The 20,813-nt window shown below is 41.7% G+C and carries 14 protein-coding genes; 11 read left to right on the forward strand and 3 right to left on the reverse strand.

Annotation, left to right across the window (positions count from 1 at the left end; genetic code table 11):
* Positions 1 to 216: 216 nt before the first annotated feature.
* The 7 genes from ACS8FC_RS05130 (at position 217) to ACS8FC_RS05160 (ending at position 9,670) form a co-directional block, all read left to right on the forward strand.
* Entirely contained in the window at positions 217 to 1,557 is a 1,341-nt protein-coding gene (locus ACS8FC_RS05130) for an MFS transporter (protein ID WP_439260658.1), read from the forward strand.
* Between the two features lie 176 nt (positions 1,558 to 1,733).
* On the forward strand, positions 1,734 to 2,372 hold the full coding sequence (gene coq7, locus ACS8FC_RS05135; RefSeq protein WP_439260830.1) for a 2-polyprenyl-3-methyl-6-methoxy-1,4-benzoquinone monooxygenase: 639 nt from the start codon (positions 1,734 to 1,736) through the stop codon (positions 2,370 to 2,372).
* 276 nt (positions 2,373 to 2,648) lie between these two features.
* A complete protein-coding gene (locus tag ACS8FC_RS05140; RefSeq protein WP_439296051.1) occupies positions 2,649 to 3,758 on the forward strand; it encodes a tetratricopeptide repeat protein in 1,110 nt (369 codons plus the stop codon).
* 335 nt (positions 3,759 to 4,093) lie between these two features.
* Complete coding sequence (locus ACS8FC_RS05145; protein WP_439260656.1) at positions 4,094 to 6,550, forward strand: esterase/lipase family protein; 2,457 nt, start codon at positions 4,094 to 4,096, stop codon at positions 6,548 to 6,550.
* 382 nt (positions 6,551 to 6,932) lie between these two features.
* Entirely contained in the window at positions 6,933 to 8,441 is a 1,509-nt protein-coding gene (locus ACS8FC_RS05150; RefSeq protein ID WP_420884167.1) for a cytochrome ubiquinol oxidase subunit I, read from the forward strand.
* The gene (gene cydB, locus ACS8FC_RS05155; RefSeq protein ID WP_439260655.1) at positions 8,441 to 9,457 is read left to right on the forward strand and encodes a cytochrome d ubiquinol oxidase subunit II; all 1,017 of its coding nucleotides are present in this window, start codon (positions 8,441 to 8,443) and stop codon (positions 9,455 to 9,457) included. The genes ACS8FC_RS05150 and cydB overlap by 1 nt, the downstream gene beginning before the upstream one ends.
* A 96-nt stretch (positions 9,458 to 9,553) precedes the next feature.
* Positions 9,554 to 9,670 carry a DUF2474 domain-containing protein gene (locus ACS8FC_RS05160; RefSeq protein ID WP_149031854.1) on the forward strand — a complete coding sequence of 39 codons (117 nt, stop codon included), beginning with the start codon at positions 9,554 to 9,556 and terminating at the stop codon, positions 9,668 to 9,670.
* A 79-nt stretch (positions 9,671 to 9,749) separates the two neighbouring features.
* Here ACS8FC_RS05160 and murU read toward each other — a convergent pair whose 3' ends face one another.
* Both murU and ACS8FC_RS05170 read right to left on the reverse strand, forming a co-directional pair.
* Positions 9,750 to 10,478, reverse strand: a complete 729-nt coding sequence (murU, locus tag ACS8FC_RS05165; protein ID WP_439296052.1) for an N-acetylmuramate alpha-1-phosphate uridylyltransferase MurU — start codon at positions 10,476 to 10,478, stop codon at positions 9,750 to 9,752.
* Positions 10,479 to 10,534: 56 nt separating this feature from the next.
* Positions 10,535 to 11,662, reverse strand: a complete 1,128-nt coding sequence (locus tag ACS8FC_RS05170; RefSeq protein WP_439296053.1) for an aminoglycoside phosphotransferase family protein — start codon at positions 11,660 to 11,662, stop codon at positions 10,535 to 10,537.
* 483 nt (positions 11,663 to 12,145) lie between these two features.
* On the opposite strand from ACS8FC_RS05170, the gene ACS8FC_RS05175 reads away from it, so the two are divergent.
* From ACS8FC_RS05175 to ACS8FC_RS05185, 3 genes are all read left to right on the forward strand, one after another.
* Complete coding sequence (locus ACS8FC_RS05175; RefSeq protein ID WP_439296054.1) at positions 12,146 to 15,247, forward strand: LPS-assembly protein LptD; 3,102 nt, start codon at positions 12,146 to 12,148, stop codon at positions 15,245 to 15,247.
* A 213-nt stretch (positions 15,248 to 15,460) separates the two neighbouring features.
* Entirely contained in the window at positions 15,461 to 16,855 is a 1,395-nt protein-coding gene (locus tag ACS8FC_RS05180; RefSeq protein WP_439296055.1) for a peptidylprolyl isomerase, read from the forward strand.
* A gap of 478 nt (positions 16,856 to 17,333) precedes the next feature.
* Positions 17,334 to 17,579, forward strand: a complete 246-nt coding sequence (locus tag ACS8FC_RS05185; RefSeq protein WP_075102875.1) for a hypothetical protein — start codon at positions 17,334 to 17,336, stop codon at positions 17,577 to 17,579.
* A gap of 472 nt (positions 17,580 to 18,051) precedes the next feature.
* On the opposite strand, the gene ACS8FC_RS05190 is transcribed toward ACS8FC_RS05185, so the two are convergent.
* Positions 18,052 to 19,170 carry an endonuclease/exonuclease/phosphatase family protein gene (locus tag ACS8FC_RS05190; RefSeq protein ID WP_439296056.1) on the reverse strand — a complete coding sequence of 373 codons (1,119 nt, stop codon included), beginning with the start codon at positions 19,168 to 19,170 and terminating at the stop codon, positions 18,052 to 18,054.
* Positions 19,171 to 19,665: 495 nt separating this feature from the next.
* Between ACS8FC_RS05190 and asd the strand changes: the two genes are divergently transcribed.
* On the forward strand, positions 19,666 to 20,799 hold the full coding sequence (gene asd / locus ACS8FC_RS05195) for an aspartate-semialdehyde dehydrogenase (RefSeq protein ID WP_439260649.1): 1,134 nt from the start codon (positions 19,666 to 19,668) through the stop codon (positions 20,797 to 20,799).
* The last annotated feature ends 14 nt before the right edge of the window (positions 20,800 to 20,813 follow it).

Here is a 20,813-nt window from a genome sequence, read left to right on the forward strand (position 1 = left end):
CTTACAAATCATAGCTTAGTTAATTATCAAATCATAGCATCTAGCACATGTATTTATAGCAAAGCCTTGCTATTATACGGTCTAAAAACCATCAACCTATCCTATATTTCAATAAGTTTTTGATAATAATCACAATTATATAGCATACAAATACCTTATGCTGCCTGTATTTAGTTCACTCTATGCACCAGACGCTAGCCACTTGTAGGAGTCCACATGGCAAATCAGTTTCAATTATTTAAGCGTCGTCGCTTTAACGCTATGTTTTTTACCCAGTTTTTGGGTGCTTTTAATGACAATATTTTTAAACAAGCACTGATTTTAGTTTTGACCTATACTGCCGCCAGTCAAATCGGCGTGGAAGTGAGCATCTTGAATAATTTAGCCGCCATGCTGTTTATTTTGCCTTATTTTTTATTTTCTGCCTTGGCGGGACAGATTGCAGATAAGTTTGAAAAGTCGAAACTCACCCGCTTTGTTAAGCTGCTTGAGCTGGTCATTATGACAGTGGCGGCTATAGGCTTTGTGTTTGAATGGTATGCTCTGCTATTTGTAGCGCTGTTTTTAATGGGTACGCATTCTACCTTTTTTGGTCCGATTAAATATGCTTATCTGCCACAAGCAATGCAAAAAGACGAGCTTGTCGGGGCCAATGGTCTGTTTCAAATGGGTACTTCTCTTGCTATTTTACTCGGCATGATAGTCGCTGGAGTATTAACGCAGCTGCCACAGTCACTATATTGGATTAGCGCAACGGTTGTAGTTGTAGCATTATTGGGCTATATGGCAGCGCGCTTTATTCCTATGACGCCAGCGATGCAGCCCAATCTGACTATTAATTGGAATGTTTTTACTACTAGTATAGCCACGGTACGTTACTTGTATTCTTTGCCTTTTTTGTTCTTTGTAATTTTGGGCAATAGCTGGTTTTGGTTTTATGGGGCAACGTTTTTGACTCAGACGCCTGAATTTAGCAAAGTCATCTTACAGGGTGATGAGTCTGTCGTTATTTTTCTATTGACTCTCTTCTCTGTTGGCGTGTCTATTGGTTCTTTACTGTGTAAAAGTTTGACGAAAAATCAAGTGAGCTTGCGACTGTTGCCTTTTGGCATCGCAGGACTCAGTATCTTTGCTATTGACCTTTATTTTTCGTTATCAGGGCTAAATAACGATTTGAGTTCGAACACTCTCTTAGGGATTAGCGATGTATTTGGTAGAGGCGGTAGCTTACGGGTATTTGCTGATTTATTCTTTTTAGGGTTTAGTGGTGGTTTGTATATTGTGCCCCTCTATGCCTCTATGCAGGCTTATGCGCCCAAAAGTCATCGTGCACGTATCGTAGGTGCCAATAATATCTTCAATGCTATATTTATGGTTACCTCGGCTATATTTGCTATCGTGGTATTAAACAGTCTCAATCTGTCACTGCCACAGTTATTTTTGGTCACAGGCCTACTCAATATCATCTTCGGCGTGTTTTTATATATCAAGCTTAACAAGCATGTTGGGCAAGCCGTTATGCAGACTTATGATGAACTACCCAGCAGTGAAAGCTAATGTAGCATGGCAGTTTTCATCAATAATATACAAGGGATTCGTTGAATTATAATCATGTCATAGCACGAATTTTGATGCCGATAATTGAGATTGTTTGCTATAGTGATGAAAGATTATTTTTACGATTTACATAAGCCAATACCGACACAAAGTTATATCAGGAGCTAATTATGGCACTGCGTTCGTTATCTAAGATAGACAATTTGCTTCTTGGCGTTGATAAGGCGCTACGGGCAGTCGTTCCACACTCCAACCCCAGTACTCGTCCATTACCGGTCAATGATGATACGATTCCTGAGCTAAGTATTACAGAATCGCGGCACGTGGCAGGTCTTATGCGCATCAACCATACTGGTGAGGTATGCGCGCAAGGTCTATATCACGGGCAAGCGTTTAGTGCAAAAGATGATGGCGTAAAACAAGCCATGCAGCAATCGGCTGAAGAAGAAGTAGATCACTTAGTATGGTGTGAGACTCGTTTGCAAGAGCTGGGCAGCCATCCCAGTATTTTTACGCCATTATGGTATGGTATGTCTTTTGGTTTGGGTGCCGTTGCTGGTGCTATCTCAAACGAGTTTAGCTTAGGCTTTGTCGCTGAAACTGAAGCTCAAGTTAGTGAGCATTTACAAGATCATATCGAACAGCTACCAGCACAAGACCAGCGTTCACGCGCCATACTGGCACAAATGGATATCGAAGAGCTACATCATCGAGAGCTGGCGATTAATAGTGGCGGTGCAGCATTATCGCCCCCTGTTCGCCGTACCATGCGTTGGATGGCCAATCGTATGAAAGCCACAGCCTATCATTTATAGTTTGGCAACACTGCCCGATATACTTTCTCGTTAAAGCAGCCCACTAAAACCTGTACTTTGATAAAAGGTTTTAATATATTAAGTCCCTTATGATTTTGATGATTGAAGCTAATCTGTAGGGTTTTTAACAATCCTACTATTGAGAGGATTTATGCTAATTTGATAGGGTATAAAAAATTTGTACAGTTCTTAACCAGCCAGTATTCACTATATATGTTCATTATATAAACATTACTTATCAAAAATAATTTATCAATAACCAAGGTAACGATTGCCATGAGCCAACCCATAAGCCCCATCAAACATAATAAATCAGCTGCTTTAACTGCTTTAGCAGCGGCATGTACTTTGATGCTGTCAGCGCCCGCGCTAGCGGCAACGCCTGATACAGCTGCTGCACCTGCTGTTAGCGCCAATGCACCTAGCGCCATTGACTCAAGCAAACGTATTATTCGCCGCGCACAGCCAAATGCAACGATTAGTAACGCCCAATCTAGTAACGCTCCATTGAGTCCATCCGATGCAAAAGCCGCTGAACAAACAACAGAGCAAGATGCTACTCAGCAAAACCGCGCAACTGCACCGACTCAACAAACGCCATATACGCCTGTAGTCCCTGTAGCACCGAAACCTACTGGTACCACACAGGTCTATCAACGTGGCCCTATTACCAGCACCGGTATCGATATCAGTGCAGGCCAGCTAAACAGCATACCAACGCCGCAAGTTCGTGTCTCAGATATTAGTTTTGTCCCAACACTATTGATTTCACAAAAAACGGGCCTTGGTACAGACAAGCTGGATGTCAGCTTACTTGATGACTTTATTGAAGACGTCTCGCCCAACGCACGCCACTATCCACCAAACTTCCCTAATCGCTCACAACGTCACTACACGCGTGAAAAAATCAAAGTATTGACTGAGTGGATCGAACCTTATGCCAGCGAGCCTGACGCTTCCTTTGATGTTCTATTGCGTGCTGCCAAACTTAACGGTATGGGTCGCAACCTAGACTTAGGCTCAGAGTATGCAGTTCGTGCTGGTCAATACGTAGATCGCGCTATCAAAGCCAAGCCAGATAGTGGAGAAGCCAACTTTTTGTATGGCATGATGCTATCAGAAGGTGGCGGGTTTAAAGAAGGTAAAAAGTATCTGGACAAAGCTGTTGAGCTTGGCTATACCGAAGCTGAACAAAGCTTAGCGCAGTCTGATTTGTTGAGTGATCGCCGTAATGAAGCCTTAGATCGCTTGCGCCGTCTTGAACAACAAGTACCGGATAACTCAATCATTCGTCAACAGATTAAACTGATTGAAGATGGTAAATACTACATTTGGGATTTGCCTGCACCTGACATCGACGTTAAACCAAATACCCCTATTACCTAGGTTTATTGCTATAAGTGAATGGGATACCGCTCATTTGTATTGTTAATTGAAGCGTTGCCTCAATAATTAGCTGTCAGTTAAGCACGTTTGTTTTATATTGATATCATGTCAATAATAAAGCGAACGTGCTTTTTTATGGATTGACCTATCTATTATAGAAGACTATCTGTCTTCAGCATTGTTTTTTAAAGCACACTGCTCAACAATCAAAATTTAAGCATTAATCCATATAGTGTAAACGCACAAGTTGCGCTAGACTCAACACTATATGAGTGTTTTTAATAAAGCACTGATGGAAAATCTATATTTATATAATTTATCTACTAAGGTCTGCCATGTCATTTGCCTCTCTTACTGCGATTACAGCAGCCTACATTAAGAAAAAGCCAATGGCTATCACAGCGCCAGTAGCACTAGCAGCGACTTTGGTGCTAGTGCCTGCTTGTAGTACAGTCTCAGTCAATAAACAAACTCAGGCAAAAACTATCAATACTCAGCGTGGTAGTATCGTCACTGATAACAAACTTAGTACCGCTACTTCCTCAACATTACTGTCCGCTGGCCTCAATGAGCAGGCTTGCATGCAGTATTTTGATCGATGTCTAGCACAGCTCACTGATAGCATGCTCGACGAACACTATAGATCAGCGCTTGCTGTCTACGCTGAGCTTCACTATGCCAAAGCTCGTCAACTTGCTAATTTAAATGAATGCCAGCAGGCTTTGGCACGGCCACCTCTTGACCCTTATTATGCCAATGCTCCTTTATCAGCCGAGGAAGCTGATACCCAACAGCGAAATACCGAAACTTGTGTCAATAGCTATCAAGCGCGGCTTTTTGACGCCATTAAACTTAGCTATACTTATCTGTTTTACGACAGCCTAACCCATGATTTTGAAGAGGCTAATTCGGATAAGGCTGTCGCGCGTCAGCCAAACCGCATCCCAACCGATATCGATATCCAAACCCAAGATATCTATAATGCTGCCACCAATAGCGTCGTTACACAGCTATACAGATCAACAGACAGCTCAAATAACCTAATTGGCGGTACAAAAATAAACTATCTGCCACCCAGTACTACTATTGATAATGGTAATAAAGCGGCAATCGCCAATCGAGCACCGTTACGTGGTAAACCCACCGATCAAATCAAAATCATGAATATTGAAGTTGATAATTATGATCTTAACGTCTATCTACCGAACGAAAATACCTACTTGCAAAATGCTCATAAGCAGTCATCTGCCCTTGCCGATTTAACCTCAACTTATGAGTTGCGTCTATCGGGTCTGAACTCTGTCAGCAAGCGTCCAGGTTTGGGCATTGGTTTGGTGGCATCATTGGATGACCGTTATACTACCACCATTCGTCAGCTACTAGAATCATCACTATCAGGCAAACTATCTAAAACGATAAATAATGGCAGCATGGATGATAGCGCAGTAAGTACACGTATTTATCCTACTGGGCATTTACTGATGACAGGTCTCATAAAACCAGCTGGTGACAGCATCCTTGATGTACTTAGTAGCAATCAGCTCGATATTCACTTATACAACCCCTATCGTAGTAGTAACGTCCATATTCTTGGCAATGACTATCCACTTGCTGCCAATTTTTCAGCAGGTTATGGTCTATGGTTAGCAGAAAACCAGCTCGACGGTGTCGGATATTTAAACTTACTGACGCGGCGTCAAGAGGCAACGCTACCTAAGCTATTCATGCTTGAGCCCTATGATCCTAATAAGCGTGTCATCGTTATGATACATGGCTTGGCCTCTAGTCCTGCCACCTGGGTCAACCTAACTAACGATATATTCAATGACGATAAGCTACGTGACAACTATCAAGTATGGCAAATATTTTATCCGACCAATCTGCCTATTTTAGAAAACCGCTATCAGATTCAAAAATTACTCGAAACTACTTATCAGCAAACAGATCCTAACGGACAAAATCGTGCCAGTAAAAATAGCGTAATTATCAGTCATAGTATGGGCGCTCTTATTTCTCGTATGATGCTGTCTGACGATAACTTAGTGGACGATCTAGACAGGCTTGATGACCAAAACATGCTTTCTATTAGTGAAAAAAGTAAGATTCGTGACGCTCTTAAACAATCTTTTGGCGAGCAGCAACTAAAAACGCGTTTCGAGTTACAAGCACTACCACAAGTAGATACTGCTGTATTTTTGTCCGCGCCCTTTAGAGGCACTGACTATGCAGATCGCTGGTTTACCCGTGCTTTGCGCCGTATTGTGTACTTGCCGGTAGGTTTGATAAAAACAGTCACTGACAATTTAGCCACCCTTGCAATTAAAGGCGATTTAGCACAAAACCCTTTAGGGGCGCTATATCTACAAAACGGTGCCAGTCAATTGAGTAACAAGTCCTCATTTATTCAATTAACCAAAGATATCACGATGAATGAGCGCATTACCTACCACTCAATTATTGCCAATAATGATACAGATATCACTCAAGGTTTGGCACAGATGCAGCCTGGTGGAGCTAGGATAGACTTATCCCAAGCGATAAAACCCGATGCAAATGATGATACTGATATATCTTCTATACCAAGCGCGCCACTCGTCGCAGCGGTGATGGTGGATGAGGATATTAGCCAAGCACTCACTGAGCGTCTATCCGATGGTATCGTGCCTTACACCAGCGCCCACCTTAAAGGCGCGGCTTCTGAAACCGTTATCAGTGGTGGTCACAGTATACAAACCAATCCGCAAACTATTTTGACGTTAAGACGCATCTTACACGAGCATTTGAAGCAGTAATATCCGTTATAAGCAATTGTTAAATATATCTTTATTATTAGCAACTATTAATGACGGATGAGTAGGCATTAGGATAACAACGCTTACTATGCACAGCTTGCGTGTATACCTAGGGTGGCGCATAATATATGCACATTAATACATATTGATTTACGTATTTTACAGACAAATGACTTTAATTTATAAGGATATAGATTATCTACTACAGCTAAATAGTATTTGTATAAACTATCTTTATATAAAACGTCCTTAGCTAAATGTCGTTTGTAGCTAAATAACACTTGGCTATTGCCCGTAACGTTTATACCACTGATTACGGACAGTTACTTGAGCGTATCATGGAAGCCATCGCTAGTCAGCTAACAGGTAAAGGTAACCGTTTATGTTCGCTACGTTTATGATCGATCAGATGGACGCGCTGATGCTAGCGCGTATCCAGTTTGCTTTTGTTATCTCTTTTCATATTGTTTTTCCCGCCTTTTCTATCGGACTTGCCAGCTTTTTAACTGTGCTTGAATTTCGCTGGTTAAAAACAGGTGAGCCTATTTATGCAGAAGTTTATAAGCACTGGGTAAAAATATTTGCTGTCGTTTTTGGTATGGGTGTCGTATCGGGCGTGGTCATGTCCTACCAGTTTGGCACCAACTGGGCAGTATTTTCAGACAAAGCTGGCAACGTTTTGGGGCCTCTACTAGCTTACGAAGTACTGACCGCCTTCTTCTTAGAAGCTTCTTTTCTTGGTATCATGCTGTTTGGTTGGGGACGCGTGAGCAAGCGTATGCACTTCGCTTCAACTGCGATTGTAGCCGTTGGTACGCTCATTTCAGGGTTTTGGATTTTGGCGGCCAACAGCTTTATGCAAACACCGCAAGGCTTTATGGTTGGTGCTGATGGTTTGCTCTATCCGACCAACTGGCTTGAGGTTATTTTTAACCCCTCATTCCCGTTCCGCTACGCACATATGATGACAGCAGCGTTCTTGACCACTGCCTTTGTGATTGGTGGTATCGGTGCCTACTATATCCAATCCAAAAAACATACTGAACATCGCAAACATGGTCGCGTGATGTTAGGTATGGCAATGGTGATGGCTATTTTTGTTGCGCCAGCGCAGGTATTGATTGGCGATATGCATGGTCTAAATACGCTTGAGCATCAACCTGCTAAAGTTGCAGCGATGGAAGGACTTTGGGAAGATGAGCGCGGGGCGCCATTGGTCCTATTTGGCATCCCAGACCAAGAGGCACAAAAAAACCATTATGAAGTTAAAATCCCTTATTTATCTGGTTTGATTTTGACTCACTCGTTGGATGGTGAAGTTAAAGGGCTTAAAAATTGGGCACCAGAGGATCAACCTTATGTCCCGATTGTATTTTGGTCATTCCGCGTCATGGTGGGTATTGGCACGTTGATGGTTCTAGTAGGATTGTTTAGTCTCTACAAATACTTCAAAAAGCAGCAATTTGATCCTAAGAGTAAATGGTTCCACCGTGCGTGGATGATGATGACGCCACTTGGTTTTGTCGCACTACTCGCCGGCTGGTTTGTGACTGAAACAGGCCGTCAACCGTGGACGGTATATGAGGTGATACGTACGGCTGAAAGTATGTCACCCGTTGCCGCCCAACAAGTGGCAACGACATTGATTGGCTTTATTGTGCTGTATATCTTTGTTTTTGGTGCGGGTAGTTTTTATATCTTACGCTTAATTGCTCAAGGGCCAAAACCTTATGAAGATCCTTCAGATGATAACTTCTATGAGCACTCTATTACCGAAGGGCAAGGTCGCACATTGAGTGGTGATAGTAATCCTTCTGAAAACACTAAGAAAGATGATACAGAAGATCTTGATACGCCAGCGAATGATGAAAAAGACGGAGGGTTGCGCTAATGTTTAACTACGGCGATGTATTAGACTTACCTTTGATTTGGGGCGGGCTCATTGCTCTTTCTGTCTTTATCTATGTACTGCTTGATGGCTTTGATTTAGGTTGCGGGATTTTATTCCCGTTTGCAGGCTCGGACAAAAACCGTAGCCGAATGATGAACTCTATTGCCCCATTTTGGGATGGTAATGAGACCTGGTTAGTATTGGGCGGTGGCGGCTTGTTTGCCGCTTTCCCAGTCGCTTACGGTATCATTATGACTGGGCTATATCTGCCCGTTACCGCTATGTTATTTGGTCTCATTATGCGCGGGGTTGCGTTTGAGTTTCGCTTTAAAGCCTCTTCACGCCGTCATGTCTGGGATACCTTCTTTTTTGTAGGTTCTGTGATTGCCACTTTCTCTCAAGGGATCATGCTCGGTGCCTTGGTGCAAGGATTAGAAGCAAGCAATCGTTTATACACAGGCGGACCTTTTGACTGGTTCTCACCATTCCCAATCATGTGCGGATTTGCGCTTATTATTGGTTATGCACTACTTGGTTCTACTTGGCTTATCATCAAAACTGAACACAAACTACAGGTTTGGGCGCGTAAAGTCTCCGGCTGGATGTTAATGGCATTAGTAGCCGCAATGATTGCCGTCACGGTATCTATGTTCTTCTCCGATATAGATGCACTTGAAGGCTGGTTTAGCTTCCCAGGCTTGCTCTATCTTGCGCCAATGCCACTTATTGTTGTATTGCTATTCTTTTTAATGCGTAAAGACTTAAATACTGAGCGCGAGTACCGTCCATTTTTATTGACGGTTGCTCTATTTTTGATGGGTTATATTGGTGTTTGTTTTGCTATATTCCCTTATATAGTCCCGTATCAGATGACAATTTATGAGGCAGCAGCGGCTGACACTTCGCTCTCCTTTATGTTGATTGGTGCAGTTATTATGCTACCGATTATCTTAAGTTATACCGCTTTTGCGTATTATACTTTTAAGGGAAAATCTGATCACAATCCTATGTACTAATGACTAATAACGGTATAAATTGGATAAATTAGAATGACTGTGGTGGCTTTGTTAAATGACACCAGCCACAGACAAAAAGCAAATGGGGAGGTTCCCATGAAAAAGCTCAGTAAAAAACAATCGCAGTGGGCATGGTTCATTGGTCTATATCTGGCAGGTTTTTTAGTTATCTTTACTATTGCCCAATTAATTAAATTGGCAATGGGCGTTTAAACTATTATCTAAGTAATAAAAAAGCAGCGCTAATCTTATGATCAGCGCTGCTTTTTTATTTATCCAGTTTTTTTATTAATCAAACACCGCAATGATTATCAGCGCCTTTACTGTGAATAAAGTCATTTATCTGCTCTAAGCGCTCTGGTGTGCCGACGTCTATCCAATTATCAGTGATAACCTCAGCGGTAATCTGAAACTTAAGCATCGCTTGCTTGAGTAGTGGTGCTAGTGCTGCCGGTTGTCCTGCAACCAAGCCATCAACCAATCTGGGTGACATCACGCTAATACCAGCAAAAGTATACTTGTCTGCCTCACCAATTGGAGTCTCACTGGCAAGCCCATTATTAATAGCAAAGTCACCGCTATTATTATGCTCTGGATTATCGATTAATAATAGATGTGCGCGCTGATCGGCACTCAGCGTATAATCTTGCAATTGCGCAAAGTCATAGGTCGTCCAGACATCAGAATTGACTAGAAGAAAAGGCTCATCTCGTAATTTACCCGTTTGTAACGCTTGGAAAATGCCGCCTGCGGTCTCTAAAGGCTCATCATCTTCAACCGACCAATGCAAATTTACCCCGTATTGCGACCCATCGCCTAGGGTATTCATTAGCTTGTCAGCAAGCCACGAGACATTGATAGTAATATCAGTGATGCCCGCGGCTTGTAATGCCTGTATATGCCAGACAATTAGCGGCTGTCCACCTACTTCAACTAACGGTTTTGGGGTCTCAAGAGTCAATGGACGCAGACGTGTCCCCTTACCAGCCGCCAAAATCATCGCTTGGGTTATAACAGACATGCACGCTCCTTATTAACATTATTATTTTAATAATCGAATTAATTTATCAATACCTATTACAATGCAAACTTATCTTGATAAGCAGGTAATACGCTATCTTTTAGCCATAGATTAAAGGGTAATATAGCTTGCTTCATAGCATCACTGCCTTGCTCAGCCAGCCAGTCTAACTCAAAGACAAGATCGCGCATGACTTTTGGAATATCAGCTAAATAGCGGTTTTTACCATCACGCTCAGACAACCGAATAAAAATGCCCAATACTTTTAGATGTCGTTGTACACCCATTACATTTAGGTCATGTTCAAACTGCTCAGCATTGTTCGCTGTCGGTAGCATTGCTTGCTGTTGCAATTGCCAAAAATCATAGACCCAGCTTGACACTTGATTTTCTGGCCACTCTACATAAGCATCACGTACTAAGGACACCAAATCATAAGTATATGCACCGATGACAGCATCTTGAAAATCAATGACGCCTAAGCGCGAATAATCTGCTTGATCTTGCATCAAGTTGCGACTGTGATAATCACGATGAACAACCACCTGAGGTTGGGTCAAAATATCATTAATTAGGGCAGATTTTAGATTTTCCCATAACTTCTCATCAAGGCTGACACCAATATAAGGTATGAACCAATCACGGAACAAATCCATTTCTCGATTGAGCATTGCACTATCATAATAAGAAAGTTCATGCTCTACGCGAGCTGTCTGTACGGGCGTTTTTTGTAGCTCGACCAATGTGGTCATCGCTAACTGATAACACTCATTAACCTTTTCGGTTGGCGCATCAACTAATAAGTGCGCAAACTCGATCGCCCCAAAGTCTTGCAGGACCAAAAACCCTTGTGCCATATCTTGAGCAATAAGATCTGGTACATTGACTGCTGGCGCCATCAATTTGGTCACGTTGACGAACTGCTGCATTGCCTCTTGTTCATCAGCGGAGTCCATAACGATATACCTTACCATCGGGGTATCATCACTACTGGTGTTATCAAACAGCTGTATACGGTGGTACTGACGCGCACTAGCATCCCCCGGTAAGCTATCAAGCACAAAGGTCTGATCTACGAATACTTGCTGCAACCAGTTCTCTAATTGCTGCTGACGAGTACTATTATCGACATCAGTATTGATATTAGTATCGGTATCGGGCTGTAAAATCATATTGTCTGTCATAAAGGCCATCGCAGGTTAACAGTCAATAAGCTTAAGTACTTGATAATTGTAAGAACAATAATGTTGAAAATACAATTGTTAAAAATACCTAGTATTAATGACTAAATTAGTAATAAATAAAGTGAATACTTGCTAAAATGACGGGCTGTTTTTATTTGCTGGACGTTTTAGATTATTTTTAAGGCTCGCTTTAGGCGCTGTGCTAAGCAGTAATCGTAAAAACGTCTTGCTACGTCAGAAAATTTGATGAATAGTGTAGCTGATTTGGTTTTTTTTGACTATGATAAGTCGTCAATAGTTGTAATATGATTGTATATTTAAATTCATATTACCGTATAGTGGTCAAAAATATGACTACCCTCAGCTTACTTTTATTGTCGCAGGCTGATTTTTATAAGTTCGGCTTAAACATAAAACGACATTAATATTTACAACTGAATCAAATATCGCAACCCCATAGGCTTTGCAATCATAGGTGTGCCCTTGTTATATTCTCCGCTTTACCAAAGCATTCGTTTGATTTTGTTTGGTGCTATCAGCTTAACCGGCTTGACTGTCAGCGCTGCCACAATAGACAACGATGATAAGCAGGCAGCAGCGCCGCTAATTTCTGACAGCCCTAGTATCGCCAATCCTCCTATCAAAGACTACAGCAGCAGTAATAAGAGCTTAAGCGCTACAACAACTGCGGATGTTGCTGCAACTACAGTAGATCCTTTGAGCATGAAGCACAGTGCTGATACTACAATGAGCCATCAGGCTGATGACAACAGCTATCCACTAGCTTCTAGCGATAACTTTAACGCCAGTGATGATTTGGTTGCCAATAATACAGTGTCTAATACTGATAATGCCACCTTAACAATCTCTGAAACCACACACAGCTCAAGCATTGATGTTAAAGCGTCACAAGACAATAACGATAGTAATGATGAAAAAAATACAGTACAGGCAAATCAACCTATAAAGCAGAATCTAGCAATTGAGAATAGCCGTCTCGATATCAATGATGAGAGCGTCCAAGACAGCTTGATGCGTTTAGCAGAGTTTTATGAGTTGACTCCTGATACTGATCCATCAACCTTAAGAAACAATAATGTCGATACTATAAATCCTGAACAAACTATAAGCACAGAACAAGACGATGTTCAAAATAAATCGACAACCACGACTCAAAACATCCCTGAAGTAGGCAAAGAATTAAAGTTACTTCCAAACACAGTGGATAGTGCCCAGCGCTGCGAAGGTCAATGGGTCAGTCCTAAGCGCAACCCCAATTATCAACGTGCAGTCAATGAGGCCGGCGGACAGACAAACACTAACCTTAGTGGCATTCCTAATGAGCAAGCGCCTCTGTTTTCGGAGTCTGACTATGGGTACTATAATAATGTAGATTATGCTGAGCTATCTGGCAATGTTATTATTGACCAAGGTAGTCAGCATATTGAAGCCGACAAGGTGATGCTTGATCTGGCCAATGGCACTGCTGCCGCACAAGGCAAAGTCATGTTTACTGACCAAGTCTCTAATAGCAACAATCAAAGTAGCAACAACGCCAGTATGACTGATAAGTCTTTGAAGGGCGGTCTTATTGGGGTCGCAGACAACCTAGCATATAATACAGAGACTGGACAATCTACTGCTGACGAAGTCGCCTTTGCTAGCGTAGAATTGCAAGCTCATGGTTATGCCAAACGTTTGCATCGACCTAATGATACTCAGTATGAGCTTGATGAGGTAATGTTTAGTACTTGCCCGCCAACCAACCGCAAGTGGCAGTTTGATGCCAAAAGTATTGATCTAGATACCGAGACTGGACGCGGCGAAGCTTACAATACTACTTTTCGCATTGCAGATATTCCTGTATTTTACCTGCCTTACTTCAACTTCCCTGTAGACAGTCGCCGTAGTAGTGGCTTTTTATTACCGAGCGCAAGTATTGGTAGCGAAAGTGGACTGGAAATTGATGTCCCCTACTATCTTAATCTAGCGCCTAACTATGATGCCACACTCAACACTCATCTCTATACCAACCGTAACCCTATGCTATCTGGCGAGTTTCGTTATTTAACTGAAAATTATGGCAAGGGCATATTTAACGGCTCATACTTACCCAATGACAGAAAATATGATGGCGAGGATCGCAGCAGCTTTTTTTATGATCACTCCTGGTCATCAAGTAGCATCCCGCGTTTAAGTGGTGATGCCAAGTACAGCTATGTGTCTGATGAAGATTACTTAAACGACTTTGATACCCTTGGTTTGTCTGATAGTACAGTAAACTTACCGAGACGCGCTCGGCTCAACTATTACAACGACTACGTTAATGGCGAACTAAAGCTTGAAACCTTTCAAACACTTGACGCTTTTGATAACGATGGTGACGCGTTAGAAGACAAAGACAAACCTTACTCACGCTTGCCGCAGTTATCGCTCAATTATCGTCTGCCTTGGTTAGACGCCTTTGACATTACAGGCGTTCACGATTCAGCTTACTTCAAAAAATCTATTGATGATGGCTCTGAAGACGAAAAAAGCGGTATACGTGTCTATAACAAATTAAGTACTACTTATCCAATTGAAACGGCATGGGGTTATGTAAAACCAAAGCTTAGTTTGCAACACTTATACACCTCTTATGATCAAGACAGCTTAGAAGACAACCAACTGAATAAAGAAGATGGTAGTCAATCGGTCTTTGTACCACAGGCCAGTATTGATGCTGGATTGCACCTTTATCGTGCAGGCTCACCTTTTGGTGCTTTTGACGACACCATGGGTGGATATCAGCTACTTAGCCCGCGTCTAAAATACACTTATTCGCCTTTTGAAGATCAAAATGATATACCCAACTTTAATACTCGTATTGCGTCTATCAATTATGAACAGCTGTTTTCGGACAGTTGGTTTTTAGGACATGACCGCTTGCAGGACTTGCATGCCATTACTCCTGGTATCAATTATCGTTACATCGATGCAACGGGCGTGACACGTTTTGATGGTAGCATTGCAGAGCAGTTCTACTATGGTGATGGTCGCGTCAATCTCGATGATCAAACGCCCGTATTTAACACGTCGTCCTCTGGGATGGTATGGAATGCTAGCGCTCAACCTTATAATAATGTGTGGGTTGATGTTAGTGGCGCTTTAAATAATAGCTATGATATTAACTACCTTACGACAGAATTGCGTTACCAGCCATCAAACAATAGCCTATTCAACGTCGGTTTTGTGAAGCGTCAACGTGATGAAAACACGGATCAGTTGCCATTGTCTGCATTTACAGCATCTGCTATTTTCCCTATCAATAATAGCTGGCGGGTGCTTGCACAAGGACAGTACGATTATCGCAGCGATAAGATGCTGGATGCACTCGTTGGTATTGACTATGAGGACTGTTGTATTGGTTTTGCGGTTTATGGTCGTCGCTACTATAATGATCTAAACCTTAGAGAAAAACCTACACAAGCGGTCATGGCAGAAATCAGACTTAATGGGCTTGGCAGTAGTAGCAGTCGTCTGACTCGCTTACTCGCAGATAAAGTCCTAGGTTTTGAGCCAGTACAAACAGCGTGGAAAGACTAACAGCTACTTTAATAAGCTCATCAAAATTAGATATGTGAGCGTTAATATAGCAAGCTGTGCCGTATAACAAGTTGAAAAACAAGTGTGAATAATCACAGAATAATATTGTAAGCAAAACATCCAGTACACAATTATTTGCAAGAGAATACGCAACGTGTCACAAAGATAATTGCCCAACTATCATCCGATGCGATGACATTGACGAGGAGCATCATGAGATTTTTTTCTTTACACCAGACCAACCGTGCTGTACTAGTTTCTATGAGTATCAGTGCAGGCGTTTTATTAAGCATTAGTAGCCAAGCTGCACCAGCAGATACGCAAACGAACGCTGTGGCTACTAGTCAAGATGACAATGCTCGTTTAACGTCCGCTAGTAGTACTGACGGTATCATCGCTTTGGTCAATGACAATGCTATCTTAAAAAGTGACTTGGTAAATGCAATTGCACAAACACAGGCACGTGCGAAGGCCGCTGGCGAACCTATTGCCAATTCAGCACAATTGCAGTCTGAGGTACTAAATGCGTTGATATTGCGCGAGTTGCAATTATCATTGGTTAATCGTGTCGGTCTAAAGCCCGATGAGGCTGCTATTAATCAACGTCTTGCACAAATCGCTCAGTCTGAAGGACTTACTAGTATTGGTGCGCTACAGCAGCGTCTTGATGCCAACCAAGCTGGAAGCTACGCGGCTTTACGCGCAAAACTGATCGAAGATGCTGCTATTCAAGCATTACAGCAGCGTCAAATCACTAATCGGGTGCGCATCAGTGAGCAAGATATTGATGCATTTTTGAGCTCTCCTGAAGCAAAACGCCTAAATCAAAGTGAGTATCAAACCATCCATGTTCGCGTACCTTATATAGATGACTATAGCCGCTTGTCAGAAGCTCAGCGTAGTGAGGCACTAAAAGTCGCGCAGAATTTGCGCACTCGCCTGCAAGCACCAAATGTCGATGTCGAAGCTGTGGTCGCTGAGGCCCAAGGCAGTTACCCTATTCCATTACAAGGTGGCGATATGGGTTATCACAAAGCTGCTGCCCTACCTACAGAGCTATCTAGCGAAATTACCAAGCTTGAAGTTGGCGCCGTTAGTGCTCCATTAGTGACCCCTGAAGGTATTGACATTATTAAACTGGCTGACAAAAAAGCCAGTGATACCATGATTATACCGCAGTGGCATACTCGTCATATTTTAGTTAAAGCTGATGAGCTTCAAACAGAAGCCCTCGCTGAACAGAAGATTAATGATTTGTACAACCAGCTACGTCAAGGAGCAAGTTTTGCTGATTTAGCATCGACTTATTCTGACGATCCAGGCTCAGCAGGACGTGGTGGTGATCTTGATTGGGTTAGCGAAGAAGATATGGTTGGCCCGTTTGAAGCTGTTATGAAAAACACTACCGTTGGTGATTACTCCGCCCCTTTCAAAACTCAGTTTGGTTGGCATATTCTAAAAGTAGAAGACAAACGTCAACAGGATGTTAGTAATCAATATCGTCGCAATATGGCTCGTCAAGCGCTTTATCAACGCTTAGCACCGCAAGCGCAAGAGGATTGGTTACAAGAGTTGCGTGCTGGCGCTTATATTCAAGTTCTTAACTAAAAGATACCTACCTTACTGCTCACTTATACAATATTTGATAATCCTTAAGGGCGTATATCTCTATATACGCCCTTTTCGTTCTTTCAAAATTTTCTATAGTAGTTAAGATTCTTATATATTGACTATTAAACATTACTTTTTTTACGTTCTGTAATCAACTTCTGATATGCTAGTATCAATGTATAAAACTAAAACCTAGTTTATCGAAACTATATTTATTTAAATTCTTCTGTAGTCATTTGTACTTTTTCTAACCTTTATTAATAATAACAGTAACAATCAGCTGATGTTTGGTAAATATAATGCTACGACAGTTTGTTAGGTTCGAGGATTCATTCCTTGATTGCTTTATTTCGAGTGAAAAAATCACGATGTAAGGTCTTACAGACTATCGAGGATATTATAAAGGCGAAAGGATTGCATCGCCGTGCATTCTTTATAACTCCATAATCATAATTTATATTTGGGATACATAAGCGTGAATAACAAATTGACTGGCAGCGACTTAACACGAGCAATGCTGAATCGTGGCGATAAAAAGATTTGGTGTGCAGTAGACGATGATAGCGATGCACGTGCTATCAGTGATCAAATTGACAATGATTTTACCGCTCGTATCGTATCTTTCCGTGATGGAAAGTTTTATTGTACCGCTGGTATGACTTGGCTATATGCTGTACCTATCAAAATTGCTCCATTGACACAACAAGAAGCCAATTTATAAATAAAATTGGCTTTGTGACATTAGAATGAGTGCTATTGTTCTAATATCTTATCGTGCATAAACGGTTTTTATCTAAAAGCATATATGTAAATACATATATATGCTTTTTTGTACTTGCAGCTAGCGCATTAAACTCAATAACATTTTATTCAACTTCAACTATCTATCTCACAAAGAAAAGCCCCGAACCTTGGGCAATTAGTTCGGGGCTTTAGCGCTTCATGTTATTGTTATTGTTCTTCCTTGATGACTCATCCTAAGTCATAAACAATAACTTATAAAACAGCGGGCTGACCTGTACTCATAAACTTATTGTCTCAACACTGCATCCTTGCCTATCCTTGTGTTGATGAAGCTATTGTATGGTAAACGGATATGGGTAGCTAGAGGCTAAAAGCTCTATTTACTGTACGTTTTGGCTTACATGTATTCGTTTAAACGAATTAAAAAAAGAGGCTGTTTGAGCACGGTTTCAATGATACTCTGCATGTTCTTTTGATACTTTATCACCTTCTTTTTTACCTTCTTCGATTTTATTTTCTGTCTCTTCAATATCTTCAGTTTGGGCAGTCGGTGCATTTTGTTCTTGCTTATCTGCTTCCTCCGGTTCGTACTGCAAAGTTGTCATGACAGGAAAATGATCAGAACCTACAGACGGCATACGCTGAATATTAACTACAGTAAAGCAAGCACTATGAAATAAATGATCTAATGCCCAGCGTAAAAATGGGTACTTAACATGGAAAGTATTGATAAAATGACGACCAATACGTGGGTCTAGCAATCCTGAGATACGTTGAAAGCGTCGAGTGGTCTTTGACCATGCGACATCATTGAGATCACCTGCTAATATTGCTGTCTGATTATTTTCTTTAATGTGCTTACCAACCATCAGTAGCTCAGCATCACGAGTGGTTGACTTATCGGCTTCTGTGGGACTTGGCGGCATCGGATGCAAGCAGTACAGCCAGATGACTCGCCCACTTTGCAGACGCAGTTGTGTATGGATAGAAGGTATATCATCTATCATTAAGTACTTAACTTGAGGGTCTATCAACTCAAGCTTAGAATACAGGTGCATACCATAAAGATTATCTAGCGGTATTTTTACTGTATAAGGATAATCAGGCTCAATTTGATTAAGCGCCTTTTCCCATTTCTCATCACTTTCTAAAGTAATCAAAATATCAGGCTGCTTTTGTTTGACCAAATCAACCAGTTTTTGTGTCTCATCATTGGGAGTCAGGACATTTGATACCATGATTTTAAGCTGATATGCCTGCTCTTCTGGCTTGTCTTTTGCATTTTGGACTTCTTTTTTCCATAATTTAGTATAAGGCAATACCATTCTAAGCTGAAAAGCCAACGTAACAGTTAAGGTAATAAACAACAACCACTGCTCCCATTGCCACTCTGACCAAAACACCAACATGCCAATCCACGCGATAATACCCAGTACCATTATTTGAATACGTGGAAACTCAACACCTCTCACCCACCAGTTATCAAGAGGTAACCAGCCCCAGATTGTCACAAATGCGATGAATCCTGCTAACCATTGCATGCCATAATATAATAAGGAGATATCCATAGTATGTATTAACCGTTTGTTAGTTTGTGGGTGAGATTTATGATTATACTTACCTTAAATTAAACGACAAAAGTCCATACCGTTTTTCTCTAAAAACATTTAGGCTTTTGCTTTAGGTGCTTATATGAGTAAGTCTATTGAACATTTATATTAGGTACACACTTTAGCATCTCATGAGACTATCGCCTATTGCTAAACATTACTTAAGCATAGACTGTCATAAAATATTACAAACGCTATCTATAAGAGATATAAAGAGAAGCGCACTCAATCCTATTTGAGCCAAATAACAAGATAGTAATCGGCCCAAGAGCTGGTAAATGTATTCTCCATTAAATGCTCGCCTTAAAGTAATAACCAAAAGTTATAATAGGCACAGTTAATAGTGTGCAAAAAACTTCGAAAAACCACTGAAATATCTTGATTTTTAACGTTATTCACGGCATTGTTACTGGTTGACGACGTAATAACTGATTGTAAACAGGATTAGACTTCATGAGTAATTTAACAGTAGGGTTGGTAGGCTGGCGTGGTATGGTTGGGTCAGTATTGATACAACGTATGCAAGAAGAAAATGACTTTAACGGTATCACGCCTGTGTTTTTTTCGACGAGTAATGCAGGTGGTCATGCGCCAAGCTTTGACGGCGTTAAGACCAGCCAACTTAAAGACGCTCATGATATTGCTGCCTTAGCAGCGTGCGATGTGATTATTACTTGCCAAGGTGGCGATTATACATCAAAAGTTCATCAGCCGTTGCGTGACAGTGGCTGGAGTGGTTATTGGATTGATGCAGCAAGCACTTTGCGCATGGAAGATGACAGCATCATCATCCTTGATCCAGTGAACCGTAGTGTCATCGATAATGCACTGGCTCATGGCAAAAAGGATTTTATTGGCGGCAACTGTACAGTATCACTAATGCTAATGGCTATCGGTGAACTGTTCAATAAAGGCTGGGTCGAATGGGTCAGCGCCATGACGTATCAAGCAGCTAGCGGCTCGGGCGCAAACAATATGCGCGAGCTTATCAATGGTATGGGCGTCTTGCATGATGCAGTTAAAGATGAGCTGGCTGATCCTGCCAGCGCCATTCTGGACATCGATAAAAAAATTGCGCAGACCCAGCGCGCAGATAACTTTCCTAAGCAATATTTTGGCGTACCGCTCGCAGGCAGTTTGATCCCTTATATCGATGCTCAGTTAGACAACAAGCAATCCCGTGAAGAGTGGAAAGGTGGTGTTGAAACCAACAAGATCCTTGGCAACTCTGAAGCTGACAATATCGCTATTGACGGTATGTGTGTGCGCATTGGCGCCATGCGCTGCCACGCTCAAGGCTTAACCATCAAGCTCAAAAAAGATATCCCATTAGAAGAAATCGAAGCGGCGCTAAAAAATAGCGGTAACGAGTGGTTAGATGTGGTCGAAGATGATAAAGAGGCTACCGTGAGCCGTTTAACCCCAGTAGCCGTGACCGGTACATTGACTGTAGCGTTAGGACGCTTGCGTAAGCTAAACATGGGGCCTGAATATCTAGGTGCATTTACCGTTGGTGACCAGCTGCTATGGGGTGCCGCTGAACCTTTGCGCCGTATGCTAAATATCATTCGTGAGCAAAATAGCTAAACTGGATGTTTTAA

The organism is Psychrobacter sp. 1Y4 (assembly GCF_051847555.1).

Excerpts from the sequence above, each read along its gene's own strand:
- ACS8FC_RS05130 (WP_439260658.1), top strand. The coding sequence starts at position 217 with ATGGCAAATCAGTTTCAATTATTTAAGCGTCGTCGCTTTAACGCTATG.
- ACS8FC_RS05140 (WP_439296051.1), top strand. The coding sequence starts at position 2,649 with ATGAGCCAACCCATAAGCCCCATCAAACATAATAAATCAGCTGCTTTA.
- ACS8FC_RS05145 (WP_439260656.1), top strand. The coding sequence starts at position 4,094 with ATGTCATTTGCCTCTCTTACTGCGATTACAGCAGCCTACATTAAGAAA.
- ACS8FC_RS05150 (WP_420884167.1), top strand. The coding sequence starts at position 6,933 with ATGTTCGCTACGTTTATGATCGATCAGATGGACGCGCTGATGCTAGCG.
- cydB (WP_439260655.1), top strand. The coding sequence starts at position 8,441 with ATGTTTAACTACGGCGATGTATTAGACTTACCTTTGATTTGGGGCGGG.
- ACS8FC_RS05160 (WP_149031854.1), top strand. The coding sequence starts at position 9,554 with ATGAAAAAGCTCAGTAAAAAACAATCGCAGTGGGCATGGTTCATTGGT.
- murU (WP_439296052.1), bottom strand. The coding sequence starts at position 10,478 with ATGTCTGTTATAACCCAAGCGATGATTTTGGCGGCTGGTAAGGGGACA.
- ACS8FC_RS05170 (WP_439296053.1), bottom strand. The coding sequence starts at position 11,662 with ATGACAGACAATATGATTTTACAGCCCGATACCGATACTAATATCAAT.
- ACS8FC_RS05180 (WP_439296055.1), top strand. The coding sequence starts at position 15,461 with ATGAGATTTTTTTCTTTACACCAGACCAACCGTGCTGTACTAGTTTCT.
- ACS8FC_RS05190 (WP_439296056.1), bottom strand. The coding sequence starts at position 19,170 with ATGGATATCTCCTTATTATATTATGGCATGCAATGGTTAGCAGGATTC.
- asd (WP_439260649.1), top strand. The coding sequence starts at position 19,666 with ATGAGTAATTTAACAGTAGGGTTGGTAGGCTGGCGTGGTATGGTTGGG.